At 72.0% G+C, this 15,776-nt stretch carries 14 protein-coding genes; 8 read left to right on the top strand and 6 right to left on the bottom strand.

What is annotated here, in order from left to right:
- Positions 1-135: 135 nt before the first annotated feature.
- Entirely contained in the window at positions 136-2,991 is a 2,856-nt protein-coding gene (locus CLT74_RS01045) for an aconitate hydratase (protein WP_099844864.1), read from the top strand.
- Between the two features lie 65 nt (positions 2,992-3,056).
- Here the strand turns inward: CLT74_RS01045 and CLT74_RS01040 are convergent, their stop codons facing one another.
- The 4 genes from CLT74_RS01040 to CLT74_RS01025 all read right to left on the bottom strand — a co-directional run bounded on the left by CLT74_RS01040 (position 3,057) and on the right by CLT74_RS01025 (position 8,499).
- Positions 3,057-3,653, bottom strand: coding sequence for an ATP/GTP-binding protein (locus CLT74_RS01040; protein ID WP_099844863.1), 597 nt, complete (start codon positions 3,651-3,653; stop codon positions 3,057-3,059).
- 53 nt (positions 3,654-3,706) lie between these two features.
- On the bottom strand, positions 3,707-4,138 hold the full coding sequence (locus CLT74_RS01035; RefSeq protein WP_099844862.1) for a roadblock/LC7 domain-containing protein: 432 nt from the start codon (positions 4,136-4,138) through the stop codon (positions 3,707-3,709).
- An 88-nt stretch (positions 4,139-4,226) separates the two neighbouring features.
- Positions 4,227-6,701, bottom strand: coding sequence for a nitrate- and nitrite sensing domain-containing protein (locus CLT74_RS01030; protein ID WP_099851074.1), 2,475 nt, complete (start codon positions 6,699-6,701; stop codon positions 4,227-4,229).
- Positions 6,702-6,798: 97 nt separating this feature from the next.
- Positions 6,799-8,499: a prenyltransferase/squalene oxidase repeat-containing protein gene (locus CLT74_RS01025; RefSeq protein ID WP_099844861.1), complete on the bottom strand. Its 1,701-nt coding sequence runs from the start codon at positions 8,497-8,499 to the stop codon at positions 6,799-6,801.
- 572 nt (positions 8,500-9,071) lie between these two features.
- On the opposite strand from CLT74_RS01025, the gene CLT74_RS01020 reads away from it, so the two are divergent.
- Entirely contained in the window at positions 9,072-9,320 is a 249-nt protein-coding gene (locus CLT74_RS01020) for a DUF2630 family protein (RefSeq protein ID WP_099844860.1), read from the top strand.
- A 130-nt stretch (positions 9,321-9,450) separates the two neighbouring features.
- On the opposite strand, the gene CLT74_RS01015 is transcribed toward CLT74_RS01020, so the two are convergent.
- Both CLT74_RS01015 and CLT74_RS01010 read right to left on the bottom strand, forming a co-directional pair.
- Positions 9,451-10,386, bottom strand: coding sequence for an RIO1 family regulatory kinase/ATPase domain-containing protein (locus CLT74_RS01015; RefSeq protein ID WP_099844859.1), 936 nt, complete (start codon positions 10,384-10,386; stop codon positions 9,451-9,453).
- 219 nt (positions 10,387-10,605) lie between these two features.
- Positions 10,606-11,250: an HAD family hydrolase gene (locus CLT74_RS01010; protein ID WP_099844858.1), complete on the bottom strand. Its 645-nt coding sequence runs from the start codon at positions 11,248-11,250 to the stop codon at positions 10,606-10,608.
- Positions 11,251-11,402: 152 nt separating this feature from the next.
- On the opposite strand from CLT74_RS01010, the gene CLT74_RS01005 reads away from it, so the two are divergent.
- The 6 genes from CLT74_RS01005 (at position 11,403) to mug (ending at position 15,762) form a co-directional block, all read left to right on the top strand.
- On the top strand, positions 11,403-11,975 hold the full coding sequence (locus tag CLT74_RS01005) for a TetR/AcrR family transcriptional regulator (RefSeq protein ID WP_099844857.1): 573 nt from the start codon (positions 11,403-11,405) through the stop codon (positions 11,973-11,975).
- A gap of 102 nt (positions 11,976-12,077) precedes the next feature.
- Positions 12,078-13,007: a TIGR04222 domain-containing membrane protein gene (locus CLT74_RS01000; protein ID WP_099844856.1), complete on the top strand. Its 930-nt coding sequence runs from the start codon at positions 12,078-12,080 to the stop codon at positions 13,005-13,007.
- Complete coding sequence (locus tag CLT74_RS00995; RefSeq protein ID WP_099844855.1) at positions 13,004-13,822, top strand: MbnB/TglH/ChrH family RiPP precursor modification enzyme; 819 nt, start codon at positions 13,004-13,006, stop codon at positions 13,820-13,822. Before CLT74_RS01000 ends, CLT74_RS00995 begins: the two co-directional genes overlap by 4 nt.
- Positions 13,819-14,319 carry an SCO6045 C-terminal-like domain-containing protein gene (locus CLT74_RS00990; RefSeq protein ID WP_099844854.1) on the top strand — a complete coding sequence of 167 codons (501 nt, stop codon included), beginning with the start codon at positions 13,819-13,821 and terminating at the stop codon, positions 14,317-14,319. The genes CLT74_RS00995 and CLT74_RS00990 overlap by 4 nt, the downstream gene beginning before the upstream one ends.
- A 52-nt stretch (positions 14,320-14,371) precedes the next feature.
- Positions 14,372-15,133: an SDR family oxidoreductase gene (locus CLT74_RS00985; RefSeq protein ID WP_099844853.1), complete on the top strand. Its 762-nt coding sequence runs from the start codon at positions 14,372-14,374 to the stop codon at positions 15,131-15,133.
- The gene (gene mug, locus CLT74_RS00980; protein WP_099844852.1) at positions 15,130-15,762 is read left to right on the top strand and encodes a G/U mismatch-specific DNA glycosylase; all 633 of its coding nucleotides are present in this window, start codon (positions 15,130-15,132) and stop codon (positions 15,760-15,762) included. The genes CLT74_RS00985 and mug overlap by 4 nt, the downstream gene beginning before the upstream one ends.
- The last annotated feature ends 14 nt before the right edge of the window (positions 15,763-15,776 follow it).

The raw sequence follows: 15,776 nt of genomic DNA, 5'->3' as shown, positions 1-15,776 counted from the left end.
TGACACCGGGTTGCGTGAATAGCAAGACGGACGTACGGTTTTGTTGACGGCGAGAATCGGCGGTAAGTGTTGCCTAACCACGGCGGCACTCCGACCGGTGCGAAAGACTGCTCAGGACTACTCACGGTCGCTGGTGTGAAGGAGTACGACGTGGCGAGCCTCGACACCTTCGGTGCGAAGACCCAGCTACGCGTCGGAGACGCGAGCTACGAGATTTTCAAGATCAGCCAGGTGGAGGGCCAGGAACGGCTCCCCTACAGCCTGAAGATCCTGCTGGAGAACCTGCTGCGGACCGAGGACGGCGCGAACATCACCGCCGACCACATCCGCCAGCTCGGTGCGTGGGACCCGACCGCGGATCCGAACGTCGAGATCCAGTTCACCCCGGCCCGGGTGCTGATGCAGGACTTCACCGGCGTGCCCTGCGTGGTCGACCTGGCCACCATGCGTGAGGCCGTCCGCGAGCTCGGCGGCGACCCGACGAAGGTGAACCCGCTCGCCCCCGCCGAGCTGGTCATCGACCACTCCGTCATCGCCGACCTGTTCGGCCGCGAGGACGCCTTCGAGCGCAACGTCGAGCTGGAGTACGCCCGCAACAAGGAGCGGTACCAGTTCCTGCGCTGGGGCCAGAGCGCGTTCAACGAGTTCAAGGTGGTCCCGCCGGGCACCGGCATCGTGCACCAGGTCAACATCGAGTACCTGGCCCGTACGGTGATGGAGCGCGGCGGCCAGGCGTACCCGGACACGGTCGTCGGCACCGACTCGCACACCACCATGGTCAACGGCCTGGGCGTGCTCGGCTGGGGCGTCGGCGGCATCGAGGCCGAGGCCGCCATGCTGGGCCAGCCGGTCAGCATGCTGATCCCACGGGTCGTCGGCTTCAAGCTCTCCGGCGAGATGCCGGCCGGCACCACCGCCACCGACCTGGTCCTCACCATCACCGAGATGCTGCGCAAGCACGGCGTGGTCGGCAAGTTCGTCGAGTTCTACGGCCCCGGTGTGAGCGCGGTGCCGCTGGCCAACCGGGCCACCATCGGCAACATGTCCCCGGAGTACGGCTCCACCGTGGCGATCTTCCCGATCGACGCCGAGACCATCCGTTACCTGGAGCTGACCGGTCGCGACCCGCAGCAGGTCGCCCTGGTCGAGGCGTACGCCAAGGAGCAGGGGCTCTGGCACGACCCGGCCCACGAGCCGGCCTACTCCGAGCGCCTGGAACTCGACCTGGGCACGATCGAGCCCTCACTCGCCGGGCCGAAGCGCCCGCAGGACCGGGTGCCGCTCGGCAACGCCAAGACCCTGTTCCGTTCCGCGCTCGCCGACTACGTGTCCGCCGACGAGACCGGCGGCGACCCGGGTCGCACGCCGGGCGTCCCGCAGCAGGAGCAGCCGTACGGGGTGACCGGCCACGCCGACGAGGCCAGCGCCGAATCGTTCCCGGCCAGCGACTCCCCGGCCAACGGGATCGACGACCCGGCCGACGCGCCTCGCGACCTGGTCAACGCCGCCGTGGGCTCCGGCGGACGGGCCAGCAACCCGACCCGGGTCACCGGCGCCGACGGCACCGAGTTCGAGCTGGACCACGGCGCCGTGGTGATCGCCGCGATCACCTCCTGCACCAACACCTCAAACCCGCAGGTGATGATCGGTGCGGCGCTGCTCGCCCGCAACGCCGTGGACAAGGGCCTGAACCGCAAGCCGTGGGTGAAGACCACCCTCGCGCCCGGCTCCAAGGTCGTCATGGACTACTACGAGCGGGCCGGTCTCACGCCGTACCTGGAGAAGCTCGGCTTCCACCTGGTCGGCTACGGCTGCACCACCTGCATCGGCAACTCCGGCCCGCTGCCGGAGGAGGTCTCCGCCGCGGTGAACGAGGCCGACCTCGCGGTCGTCTCGGTACTCTCCGGCAACCGCAACTTCGAGGGCCGGATCAACCCGGACGTGAAGATGAACTACCTGGCGTCCCCGCCGCTGGTGGTGGCGTACGCCCTCGCCGGCACGATGGACATCGACCTGGCCAACGAGCCGCTCGGTGAGGACAGCGAGGGCAACCCCGTCTTCCTCCGCGACATCTGGCCGAGCACCACCGAGATCCAGGACGTGATCGCCTCCGCGATCGGCGCCACCGGCTTCAGCGCCGCGTACGCCGACGTCTTCGCCGGTGACGAGCGCTGGCAGTCGCTGCCGACCCCGACCGGGGACACCTTCGCCTGGGACGGCGACTCCACCTACGTCCGCAAGCCCCCGTACTTCGAGGGCATGCGGCAGCAGCCGGAGCCGGTGACCGACATCGCCGGTGCGCGGGTGCTGGCCAAGCTCGGCGACTCGGTGACCACCGACCACATCTCGCCGGCCGGTTCCATCAAGGCCGACTCCCCCGCCGGGACGTACCTCGCCGAGCACGGCGTGCCCCGCCACGAGTTCAACTCCTACGGCTCCCGCCGGGGCAACCACGAGGTCATGATCCGGGGCACCTTCGCCAACATCCGGCTGCGTAACCAGCTGGTCCCCGGGGTGGAGGGCGGCTTCACGGTCAACCACCTGACCGGGGAGCAGACCTCGATCTACGACGCCTCCATGGCCTACCAGGAGGCGGGGGTGCCGCTGGTCATCCTGGCCGGCAAGGAGTACGGTTCCGGCTCGTCGCGGGACTGGGCGGCCAAGGGCACCATGCTGCTCGGCGTGCAGGCGGTCATCGCCGAGTCGTACGAGCGGATCCACCGCTCCAACCTGATCGGCATGGGCGTGCTGCCGTTGCAGTTCCCCGCCGGCGAGACCGCCGAGTCGCTGGGGCTGACCGGCACCGAGACGTTCACCATCACCGGGGTGACAGCCCTCAACGACGGCGACACCCCGCGCACGGTGAAGGTCGCCACCGACGGCGGCGTGGAGTTCGACGCGGTGGTGCGGATCGACACCCCGGGTGAGGCGGACTACTACCGGCACGGCGGCATCCTGCAGTACGTGCTGCGGCGCATGATCGCCAACTGACCGGAACGCGGTGAGGGCTCCCACCCCGGCGGGGTGGGAGCCCTCAGTCGTGTGGTGCTGCCACCTCACCCGGCGCGACGGGCCTCCCGGATCTTCATGGCGTGCTCGACAAGCATGATGAGCGCCTGCTTGACCGACTCCCGCTGCCGGGCGTCGCAGAGCAGCACCGGCACCTCGGGGTCGAGGTTCAACGCCGCCTGCACCTCGTCGAGCCGGTACCGCCGGGCTCCCTCGAAGCAGTTGACCGCGACGACGAACGGTGTCCCCCGACCCTCGAAGTAGTCGATGGAGGGGAAACAGTCCGCCAGCCGGCGGGTGTCGGCCAGCACCACCGCGCCGATCGCGCCGAGTGCCAGCTCGTCCCAGACGAACCAGAACCGATCCTGACCCGGGGTGCCGAACAGGTACAGCACCAGGTCGTCGCTGATGGTGATCCGACCGAAGTCCATCGCGACGGTGGTGGTCCGCTTCGCCTCGATGCCGGCCAGGTCGTCGATGCCCACTCCCGACTCGGTGAGTACCTCCTCGGTCCGCAGCGGGCGGGTCTCACTCACCGCACCGACCATCGTGGTCTTACCCACCCCGAAGCCGCCGGCGATCAGAATCTTGATCGCTGTGGGCAGCGCGGCGCCCGGCAGCCGCTCAGAGTGCCCGTAGTCCATTGATAACCGCCTCGAAGATGCTGTGCTCGGTTCGACGGAATCTCCCGGCACCGTCATCCGGGTGATGTCTCCCCGTCGGTCTGCTCGGCCGACCGTGCCGGTGACGCGACGTACCTGCCGACCCGGGTGACAAGCATGGCCATCTCGTAGGCGATCAGGCCGACGTCGGCATCCTCGGTTGCCAGCACCGCCAGGCAGGCGTTGCGGCCGGCGGCTGTGACGAACAGGAACGACGATCGCATCTCGATGATCGTCTGCTGCACCTGCCCGCCACCGAACCGCTTGCCAGCGCCCCGAGCCAGGCTCTGGATGCCGGCCGCCATCGCCGCCAGGTGCTCGCCGTCGTCGCGGCTGAGCCCCTGCGACGACGCCATCAGCAGACCGTCGGCGGACAGCGCAACCGCGTGCTCGGCCTGCTTGACCCGGCCGACCAGATCATCCAGCAACCACGTCAGGTCGGCACTCGAAGCCGTCTTCTGCGCCACTTCGTCGTCCTCTTCTCCCCCGGCTCATCGCCGTGCTCTCTCGTGGGCCTGACCGTTCTCACCCGGCTCGCCGGGCGACGCACCCCGGTCAGGTCGCCTGTTGATCGGCGTCATCGGACTCATCGTCGGGCCCGGGCCGACCGCCAGAGCCGAGCAGCCGTGCGGCGTCGGAGCGTCCCCGCCGGGTGCCGGTCTGGTACGAACTCATCATGCGCCGAACCTGTTCGGGCTCGCGGATCACGTCGTCGTCCCCCGGCACCGCCTCAGGCTCGGCCCGCAGTGCCGGTGCCAGGCTCGCCTGGCGTACCCGGACCGGTAGGCCCGACTCGGTGCGGCTCACCTCGATCTCGGCAGCCGTGGGGCCGCCCGCGTCGGCCGGGGTCACCGGTCGTGCCGGCTGACCCGGGGCGGGTTCGACGTCGGGCCACCCACCGGCACCGGTTCCTGGGCCGGGCTCGGTCGGCCGGTGCGGCGGTGACGCCATGCCGTCGCCGGACGCGGAGGTGACCGGCAGACCGAGCGGGAAGGTCGGTCCGTCGAGCGCTGAGGAGTGCCCGGAGTGACGCCGCGGCCTGGTCGGCAACTCGGACCCGTCGGCATCGTCACCGGCCGCGGGCTGGGCCGCAGTCGGTAGCTGCCGGCCGGTCCCGACCACGCCGCCGTCGCCCGTCGAGCGCGACTCGGCCTCGTCCGGGACGATCAGGGTGCTCGGGATCAACACCACAGCTGTCGTTCCGCCGTACACGGACTCCCTGAGCCGGACCCGTACCCCATGCCGCTCGGCCAACCGGCTCACCACGTAGAGGCCCAGCCGGGCGGCGTCAGCGGGGTTCAGCTCGGAACGGTCCACGATGCGGTGGTTGGCGGCGGCGAGATCCTCCCCGGTCATACCCAGACCGCGGTCCTCGATCTCGATGGCGAAGCCGTTGGCGACAAGCTGTCCGCGTACCTCGACAGTGGTGTGCGGCGGGGAGAACGAGAGTCCGTTCTCGATCAGTTCGGCGAGCAGGTGGATGACGTCGCCGACGGCCTCCCCGGCAAGTGACGCGCCGCCCATCGCCGGCACGGTGACGCGCGCGTAGTCCTCGACCTCACCTACCGCGCCGCGAACCACGTCCGTCATCGGGACGGCGCGCCGCCAGGCCCGGCCGGGTGTGGCGCCGGCGAGCACGATCAGGTTCTCCGCGTTGCGTCGCATCCGGGCGGCCAGGTGGTCGACGCGGAACAGGTCGGTCAACTCCTCGGCGTCCCGCTCGCGTCGCTCCAGCGCGTCGAGCAGGGTGAGCTGTCGATGCACAAGTGCCTGGGTACGCCGGGCCAGACTGAGGAACACCTCGCGCACGGCGCGGCGCAGCTCGGCCTGTTCGACAGCGGTACGGACGGCAGTCTCCTGCACCACGTTGAAGGCCCGGCCGACCCGACCGATCTCGTCGTCGCCGAATCGCAGCGGCGGAGCCTCCTCGGCGATGTCCACCTGCTCACCGCGCCCGAGCCGATCGGCCACGGTCGGCAGCCGTTCGTCGGCGAGTTGGAGCGCGGCCTCGCGCAGTCGCCGCAGGCGCCGCACCAGGGATCGGGCCGTGGTGATCGAGAGGATCACCGCGGCGATGACCGCGAGCAGACCGAGACCGGCCACCAGCACCAGCCGTACGATGACACCTGTCGCGACCGGCGTGGCCTTCGTGACGACGTCGTCGCCACCGGCCAGCACCACGTCACCGAGCTCGATCAGCGCCGCACCCGTGGTGTCGGACCACTCACCGGCCGGGAACGGCGGTCGGGAGGTGCCGTTACCGGTCGAGATCTGGTTCTTTAGGTCGGCCAGCCGACGGAAGTTCGCCCCGGCGACCATCTGCTCGTAGCGGCGCTGATCCGCCTCGGGCAGCCGGACGATCGCCTGCTCGGCAACGAACTGACGGGCACCGACCAGCCGGGTGAACTCGGCCCGCTCGACCGCGGTGATCCGTCTCGCGGCGAGCGCGCCGGCCAGCAGGGCGTCCTGCTGGGACAGCAGCTCCCGGGATCGGCTGAGCCGGATCAGTTGGCTGCTGTCCTCGGCGACCTGATCGTCGTCGAGATTGCCGAGCTCGTCGTACACCTCGTAGATCGACTCGATGAGCTCGGTGAAGGTCGCACCGGCCTCGCCACGGCCGATGTTGCGCCCGTCGACGGCGGTCCGCGTGTCCGCCAGCGCGGCCAGTCGCCGTTTCAGCTCCGCGACCCGCTCGTGCAGGCCGTCGCCGCCGAGCAGGTCGACCTGCCAGTTCTCGGACGACTCGGCGAACTCGGCGGCCAGTTGGTCGGTGCGTTCCCGCAGCCGCGTCAGCTCCTCCAGTTGTCCCTCGTCCGGGCGTCCGAGGTAGACGAGCGAGGTACGCCGTTCCAACTGCAACTGCAGCAGCAACGGCTCGGTGGGATCGAACACCCGCTCGTCGAGTACCCGCACACCCACCAGGTCGACGCCATCTCGGACGGTGACCCAGGCGGTGAAACCCCAGAGCGCCACCAACAAGGCCAGCAGGGCCACCACCTTGGTGCGAAGATTCGTACCGCGGGAACCCATCACACCGTCCATGGCCCTGAGTTCGTTGATCGGTCAGTCAGGATGCGTCGCACAGCACACCGACCCCGGCGCAACCTAACAGCGTCACCGCGTCAACTCAAGCCTCATGATCATGCCCTGGTCGGCCCGGTTCACCCGCCACGGGTGCACCTTCCGACGGCGGTCCGGCGACCTCGACAGCCAGTCGTCGGGCCGCCAACACCGCCGCCCGCACGATGAGCAACGGCGCGTAGAGATCCTTGTCGTGCCAGAGCGGCGGATGGTCGTTGCCATCGACGGTCAGGTGCGCCAGTGCCCCCCGGACGGCCGGTGGCACGTCGGGCCGGCTCCGCTGGCCGGTGGCGAGCAGGATCTGCACCGCGTAGGCGGTCTCCTCGGGCGTGCTCGCCCAGCGGCCCCAGCCCCCGTCGGCGCGCTGCGTCGCCAACACCCAGTCCACTGCCCGGTCGAGGGCACCGGTCGCCGTACCGGTTGGCGCGTATCCAGCCAGAGCCTGCACCACGCAACAGGTGGCGTAGTACGGCGAGGCGTGCCACCGGTCCACCCAGTGCCCGTCGCGTTGCTGCCGATCGGAGAGCCAGTCCGCCAGCGCCGCCACCCGCGCCGCGTACCGACCGGCACCGTCGCGGGTGTGTCGGGCGTGCCAGCCCAACGCCTCCAACACGTGCGCGTTGGTGGTGACCGAGTGCCCGTCCTCTCCCCGCCAGGTGCAGAAGTGACTGCCCAGGTCGTAGTGGGCCAGGCTGACCGGCTCCACCGGACGGCCCAGCCGGGCGAGGGCGTACAGCACCACCGAGGTGGTGTCGGCGTCGGCGGGCAGCCCGGGGCCGGTCGCCGCGCCGGTCGGTCCGAGCGCGTCCGCCAACTCGGCCACCAGTCCCGGCGAGGGCCGGACCGGCAGACCCACCCGGGCGAGCGTGGCCAGGGTCCAGGACCGCTCGAAGGCGGTGATCGGGGTGCAGCAGGGCACCGGACCGCCGTGCCGGGCCACCACGTCGTCAAGGTACGTGCGGGCGGCCCGGTCGGCGGCGGGACGGTGACCCAGCCAGGCCGCCGTGGCCGCCGGTGACGCGCCCACCGCTCCGGCCACCGGGCGGACCTCGGGGCGGCCGGCGGCGGCCGGTCCCAGCACCTCGTAGGCGTGCCACAGCTTGTCGGGCACCTGTCGGTCGGTGGCGAGCAGCGCACCTACCGCGTCGAGCCGCCGCCGGTCCACCGGGGGCAGTGCTCTGGGTGCCCCGGCCAGCAACGGGTCGTTCAGGTCGCGCAACCGGGACAGGTGGATGTCGATCCGGGCCGCCAGGGCCGGCACGATCAGGTCCGCCGCCGGGGTGTCCGGCATGGACTGCTCGGCGTCGAGTCGCCGGGCCAGGGCGATCAGTCCCCGGATGGCGGCCACGGCCAGGTCCGCCCGGGTGAGGCCATGGGGCTCGGCCTGGTCGGCCCTGGCGCGGTCGCCGGAGTCGGCCGGGTCGGCCCTGAGGTGGCCGCCGGAGTCGGCCCGGTCGGCCCGGACCAGGTCGGCCAGCAGCGCCTCCACCGCGCTCGCCGTCGGCACCAGGGCGTAACCGCCGACGCCACCCCAGGTGCCGTCGGCGCCCTGCTGCCCGAGCAGGTATCCCAGCCGCCGTGCGTGCCCGGTGAGCCACGGCGCGTCGGCGACGAGCCGGCCGGTCTCGTAGACCGAGGTGCTCACCTGTCCGGACGGTTCCCGTTCGAGCTGCGCGACCAGTTCACCTGTCGCGTCGTCGACGGCGGCCGTCGCCGTGGCCGAGGTGGTGACCGTCGGGGCCGTCACGGCGCACCCCAGCGGCCGGTGGAGCTGCTGAAGCCGATCTGCCGGGCCAGGCGGGTGGCGACACTCTGGACTGACATGGCGTGGGTCGGCTCCCCTGAAAGGGCCCCAAGGGTGCGGGGCGTCACTCTTCGAATTGCCGTGGTTGCAATGAGCATGACATCGCACCGGCGTTTCTCACTAGTCGCGTGGCGAGAAATCTTCGCGGTCGACATTCCCACTGTCCACTACGGACCTGAGCGCTCCAGCGCTCCCGCGCCGACCGTGTTCGGTGCCCTCGGCCGCGTCGCCGCCCTGCCGCATGAGCGCCTGCGCACCACGATCTGCCTGCCCAGGGCCCATGGGGACGAAACCGGCGACCGGTGCGCAGCTGCGGTGCTGTCGATGTCCGCCCACGCCGAGACCCCGATCGGACCGAATAGGTGATCTACGTCATGCTGGTCGGCGGCGTTCGGCGGCTGTCGATGGCTACGGCCGACCGGCGCCCCGACCGACGGGGCCCGGAGCGCCGATCCGTGGGATTCGCCGACGGGAATGCGGGCCGTGGTCGGCCTCGCTGTGCCAGGCTCAGGGACATGGACGACACGACCATCCTGAACCGGATCTCGGATCTGGTTGACGAGGAGCACCGGCTGCGCGCACAGGCGCAGGCCCACGAGTCGGGCACCGACGACGAGGCCCGCACCCGCCTGCGTGAGCTGGAGGAATCCCTCGACCAGTGCTGGGACCTGCTGCGCCGCCGCCGCGCCGCCCGGCAGGCTCATGGCGACCCCGAAGCCCAGGGCGCCCGCCCCGTGTCCGAGGTCGAACGGTATCTGCAGTAACTGCCGCTCAACCTCACCTCGCGGTCCGGCCGGTCCCGGTCGGCAGGCACGCCGCGTGGCCGGGTTGGGCAGGTTCGGTAGCCGCGCACGGGCTCTGGGCGGCGGTCGCCGCCACCCGGAGCCCGTCGGGTCAGGCCAGGCCGGCCTCGCGGCACAGCATGTCGGTGAGCACTGTCGGGTCCGCGAGGTCCGCCGGCAGGCCCCGGGCGGTGAACCAGTGGGCGACGATCCGAACATCGCGGGCCAGGAACTCCCGCCCCTGCGGGTTGACCACCACGTCGACCACCTGGGGCAGGTCGATGAGCGCCAGCCGCCCGGCATGCACCAGCAGGTTGTACGGCGACAGGTCGCCGTGGGCGTACCCGGCCCGAGCCAGGACGACAAGCGCGTCGACCAACTGCCCCCACAGCTCACGCAGCTCGGCCGGTGCGGGTCGCAGCTCGGCCAGCCGGGGGGCGGCCGTTCCCTCGTCGGCGTCGCCGAGGAACTCCAGCATCAGCTCGGTGCCCCGCAGCTGCACCGGGTACGGCACCGTGATCGTGCCGTAGCGCCTGCCGATCTCCCAGAGCCGACTCAGGGCGGCGAACTCCGCCGCCGCCCACTGTCCGGCGATCATCTGCCGGCCGAACGCCGTCCGGCCGGTCATCGCCCGCATCTCACGTGAGCGGCGCACCCGGCGCCCTTCGAGGTACCCCGCGTCGCGGTGGAAGAGCCGGTGCCGGGGGTCCCGGTACCGCTTCGCCGCCAGCAGGCAGGATATGTCGGTGCCGGGAATTCCCCGGCGGACCAGGTGGACGTCGGCCTCCTTGCCGGTCTTGAGCACACCGAGTTCGGTGTCCTTCGCGGCCAACTCGGTGACCAGCCACTCCGGGTGGGGCGATGGCCCGTGCACCGCCTCGTCCCAGGAGGACCAGGTCTCGTCGCTGCCCGGGTCGGACGCGTCGTCGTAGTCGGTGGAAGCGGCGGCGGCCGGCCGACCGCGCTTCAGGAACCGTGGTTCGTCGTCGTCGAAGCGGCGTCCGCCGCGGACACGGCGCTCGGGCGCCGGAAAGTCGTCATCGCGCATCGCGCTGGAAATCCCTTTGTCGAGGTTTTGGGAGGCAGGAAGTGACAGGCGAAGACGGCCATGACCGACCCCCTCTCCTCGACCGGGCGCACACCCGGGGTGCACGATGCGCGGACCATGCTCGTCGGCAGTTCCGCCCGGGTCAACCGAATTAGGGCGCGTGCCATCGGGCCGGGCCCGGCTGCGCCGGGCGAGCCTGATGAAACGCGCCCCAGCGACTCAGGCGCCCATGATCTCGGCGATGGCGGCTATCACGGAGTCCACCGTCGCCGTGGGGGCGAATCGGGCGTCGGTCCAGGGACGGCCCCGGTGCAGCCAGACGCTCGGCAGGCCGACGGCGGTGGCGCCGCCGATGTCCGCCTCCGGGCCGTCCCCGACCACCCAGGCGCCGCGCAGTGGCATCCTGGCCCGCTGTGCGGCGAGCGCGAAGATGCGGGGGTTGGGCTTGCTGACCCCGGCCTCCTCGGAGATCACCCAGTCGGCGACGTACCGGTCCAGCCCGGTGCGGCGGATCTTGGCGTCCTGCTGCCGAACCGCGCCGTTGCTCACCACGACCGGCATCCAACCGGCGTCGTCGGCGATCCGCAGGGCGCACGCCACAAGCGGGTCCAACCGGGTGAACTCGACGACCCCGTCGTGCAGTTCCTCCACCAGGTCGATGGAGGGGATCCGCAACCGGTAGCGGTCCCGGATCGCGTCCGCCACGTCCCAGCGATCCGTCAATCCGTCGGCGTCGATGGATAGCAGCCATTCGATGTCGTGCGGTGGCGCTCCGATGCCGTCGAGGAAGCGCTCTGCCCAGGTGCGGAACGGCCCGGCCCGGTCGAGCAGGGTGTTGTCCAGATCCAGCAGGAGCAGCGGCACTCGGGCACCTTACGGGAATCGGGTACCTCGCCGACAGGGCAGAAGGTTACGCAGTGATGTCAGGCGGGGCCGGCTGCCGCGCGATCCCGGCCAGCAGCACCAAGCCGTACGTACGGTTTGCGCCAGTCGGGGGGAGCTGACACGATCGGCACGTGCCCAGAGTAAGTCAGGATCAGCTCGACGCCCGCCGACAGGAGATCCTCGCCGCCGCGCGTGCCTGCTTCGCCCGGCACGGCTACGAGGGCGCGACCGTACGTCGGCTGGAGGAGGCCACCGGCCTGTCCCGAGGCGCGATCTTCCACCACTTCCGGGACAAGGACTCCCTCTTCCTCGCCGTCGCCGAGGACGACGCGGCGACGATGGTGGAGACGGTCGCCCGCAACGGACTTGTCCAGGTGATGCGTGACCTGCTCGCCCGAGCGGTCTCCCCGGACACCACCGGATGGCTCGGCAGCCAGTTGGAGGTGTCCCGGCGGCTGCGCACCGACCCGGCCTTCGCCACCCGCTGGGCCCAGCGGTCGGCCGCCATCGCCGAGGCGACCCGGGACCGGCTGGCCCGTCAACGGGAGGCCGGCGTGCTCCGCGAGGACGTACCCATCGACGTGCTGGCCCGCTTCCTCGAACTCGCCTATGACGGTCTGGTGCTGCACCTGGCCATGGGTCGGCCGGCCGGCGACCTGGGCGCCGTGCTCGACCTCGTCGAGGAGGCGGTGCGCCGACGCTGACTCGTCAGGTAACGAGAAGATAACTCGACAGTCCGGGCAGCCGGATGCTGGCATCGCCGCTCCACAATGAAGCCGCGTTCCCTCGCGCGACAGGAGCAGGCCATGACGGGTTTCGCTGTCGATTACGACACCTGGGGAGTTCCCGGTCCCACCTTCATCACGCTCTACCTGGTAGCCACGGTGGTCGCCGTCGCCGTGGTGCTGATCCGCCGCCGGGCGCTGCTGGGCGGCCGGGCCGCTCCGCCCGCCGACCAGGTGAGCCCGCAGCAGGTCGCCTACCTCAACGGCGGTGCGGACTTCGCCGTCTGGACCTCGCTGGGCGCGCTGCGCAGCCAGGGCGCGATCGGTGTCGACGCGGCGGGCCGGCTGACCGCCGACGGTCCGCTGCCGCCCGCCGTCACCTCACTCGACCGGGCCATCCACTACGCCGCGACGCAGCGCGTCCCGGCCAAGGACGTACGGCGTACCGAATGGGTCGAGCGCGCCCTCACCGAGCTGCGCGACGGACTCGACAAGCGCGGCCTCGCGATCGGTCCGGACCGCCGGGCCGCCCTGCGGCAGGGGCCGCTGCTGCTTGTCGCGTTGCTGGTGCTCGGGGTCGTCCGGATCATCGCCGGGATCGCCAACGACCGCCCGGTCTGGTACCTCGTGCTCACCGTCCTCGCGCTCGCCGCACTGACCACCGTGCTGCTCGTCCGGGTACCCCGCCGCACCCGGGCGGCCGAGGCCGCGCTCCGGACACTGCGCCAGCGCAACCGCCACCTCGCACCCGCCGCCAACCCGGCGTACGCCACCTACGGAGCCGCGGGAGCGGGCATGTCTGTCGCTCTCTACGGCACCGCCTCGCTCTGGGCGCTCGATCCGGTCTTCGCCCAGCAGGCTCAGATCCAACGCCACGTCGCCGCCAGCGGCGCGAGCTCCAGCGGAGGGTGCGGCGGCGGCAGCACCGCCGGCGCCGGCGGCTGTGGAGGTGGCAGCAGTTGCGGCGGCGGAGGTGGCGGGGGCTGCGGCGGCGGAGGCTGCGGCGGATGACCACCCCGCACGGCGTCGGCATCGGCTGGCGCCCGGAGATCGCCGGATTCGTCGCCGAGTTGCCCGGCCTACGCTTCGTCGAGGTGATCGCCGAGTCGGTACCGACCGCCGGCCCGCCACCGGACGACCTGGTCGAGCTACGCGACCGCGGCGTCACGGTCGTACCCCACGGCGTGCGGCTCTCCCTCGGCGGCGCGGAACCTGTCGACCCGGCCCGGGTCGCCCACCTGGCGGCGGTCGCGCAGCTACTGGCGGCTCCCCTGGTCAGCGAGCACATCGCCTTCGTTCGCGCCGGCGGCCTGGAGGCGGGCCACCTGCTGCCGCTACCGCGAAGCCACGAGGCGGTCGACGCGGTCTGCGCCAACATCGTCCGCGCCCAGGCGGAGCTGCCGGTGCCGATCGCGCTGGAGCCGATCGCCGCCCTGTTCGACTGGCCGGACGACGAACTCGACGAGGCGTCGTTTCTCAACGAGATCCTGGAACGCACCGGGGCGCTACTGCTGCTCGACGTCGCCAACGTGTACGCCAACGCCCGGAACCGGGGCACCGACCCGCTCGCGCTGCTGGACCGGCTGCCCCTGGAACGGGTGGCGTACCTGCACGTCGCGGGTGGTGCCGAGCGCGGCGGCTTCTACCACGACACACACACCGACCCGATCGGACGCGAGGTGTTGGACCTGCTCGCCGAGCTGTCCGCCCGGCAGCGCCCACCAGCAGCACTACTGGAACGCGACGGGTACTACCCACCCGCGGCCGAGCTGCGTACCGAACTGGACGCCATCGCCGCCGCCTGCGGCTTCCCGGTGGTGACGTGACACCGGCCGGGACCGGCCCGGCCCGCCGGTCCGAACCGCCGACCGCGACGGCAGCCGGATCGCTCGCCGCGCGGCAGGCGGAGCTGGTCGCGGCCCTGGTGGCCGGTGGTCCGCCGCCGCCCGGCTTCGTTCCCGGACCGTTGGCCGCCGCCCGCGCCGCGTTGCTGCGCAAGCGGGCCGGTGAGGTAGCCCGGCACTGGCCGCTGCTCGCCGCCGGGCTCGGCCCTGACTGGCCTACGGCGTTCACCGAATGGGCGGACGGCCGGCCCACCGGCGGCGGGCTGCGCGACGGCTGGGATCTGGCCCGCGCATTGCACGCCCGCGCCGCCCTACCGCCGCTGGGCGCGGAGGAACTGGCCGTCCGGGAGGCGGAGTTCCGCTACGACGGGCACCGGGCACCGCGCCGCCGCCGGTCCCCCGCCCTCGGACGGGCCGGCGGCGCGATCGCCGTCCAGGTCGCCGGTCGGGTACGCCTGCTGCGCCCGACCCGCCCCTGAACCGAAACCCGGGCCTGTTTCCCGCCGGGCCGACTGGGGCAGGATCCTCGGCATGGATCTCGGACTGACCGATCGGGTGTACGTGCTCACCGGTGCCTCCCGTGGACTCGGTTACGCCACCGCGCAGTGCCTGGTGGCCGACGGCGCCCGGGTGGTGCTCTCCGCCCGGCACTCCGACGCGGTGCAGGCCGCCGTGGCCGGCCTCGGTGGGCCCGACCGGGCTGTCGGCGTCACCGCCGACCTGGCGGACCCGGCGACCCCCGAACGGCTGCTGGCCGCCGCACGGCAGCACTTCGGCCGCGTCGACGGTGCCCTGGTCTCCGTCGGCGGACCGCCCGCCGGCAGTGCCGCGTCCGTCGCCGACGAGCAGTGGCGGCAATCCTTCGAGACGGTCTTCCTCGGCAGCGTCCGCACGGTACGAACTGTCGCCGCCGCGCTGCCCGACGGCGGTGCGATCGCACTGGTGCTCTCCACCTCGGCGCGCGGCCCCGTGCCCGGACTGGGCATCTCCAACGCCCTGCGGCCAGGTCTGGCCGGTGTCGCCAAGGACGTCGCGGACGAGTACGGCCCGCGCGGCGTACGGGTGGTCGGGCTGCTGCCGGGACGGATCCTGACCGACCGTAACCGGGAACTGTTCGCCGCCACCGGTGACCCCGAACGGGCCCGGGCCGAGGCGGAGGCCGCCATCCCGCTGCGCCGCATCGGTGACCCCGCCGAGTTCGGTCGGGTCGCCGCCTTCGTCCTCTCCCCCGCAGCCAGCTACCTCACCGGCGTCACCGTGCCGGTCGACGGCGGCGCGCTGCGCGGCCTGTGACCGCCGGGCAGCCGCCCCACCGGCGGACCACCGGCGGCAGGTCGACGAAGCCGGCCCGACCGGGCCGCACGGAGCCGGGACCGTACCCGCGTCCGAGCCGGGAAGAACTCGCCGCGGCGGTCGACAGGACCATCCCGGACGTCATCGCGGTCGGGTTGGACGTGCTCTTCGTCGGGATCAACCCGGGGCTCTGGTCGGCGGCTACCGGGTGGCACTTCGCCCGCCCCGGCAACCGGTTCTGGCCGGCGCTGCACCGGGGTGGGTTCACGCCACGGCTGCTGCACCCCAGCGAGCAGGACGGCCTGCCGGCGCTCGGGCTGGGCATCACAAACATGGTGGCCCGGGCCAGCGCCCGCGCGGACGAGCTGACCGCCGCCGAACTTGTCGACGGTGCGCGGCAGCTCACCGACAAGGTGGCCCGGTACCGGCCGCGCTGGGTCGCGGTGGTCGGCGTGACCGCGTACCGGGTCGGCTTCGCCCGGCCGAAGGCGGGGTTCGGGCCACAACCGGAGCAGTTGGCCGACGCCCGGCTGTGGGTGCTGCCCAACCCCAGCGGCCTGAACGCCCACTACACCCCGCAGACGCTCGGTGCCGCCTTCGCCGAACTCCGCTCGGCCGCCCTGGATTGAACCGGGCAGAACGG

The sequence above is a fragment of the Verrucosispora sp. CNZ293 genome, from assembly GCF_002754655.1.
This window is presented reverse-complemented; position numbering and strand designations above follow the sequence as displayed.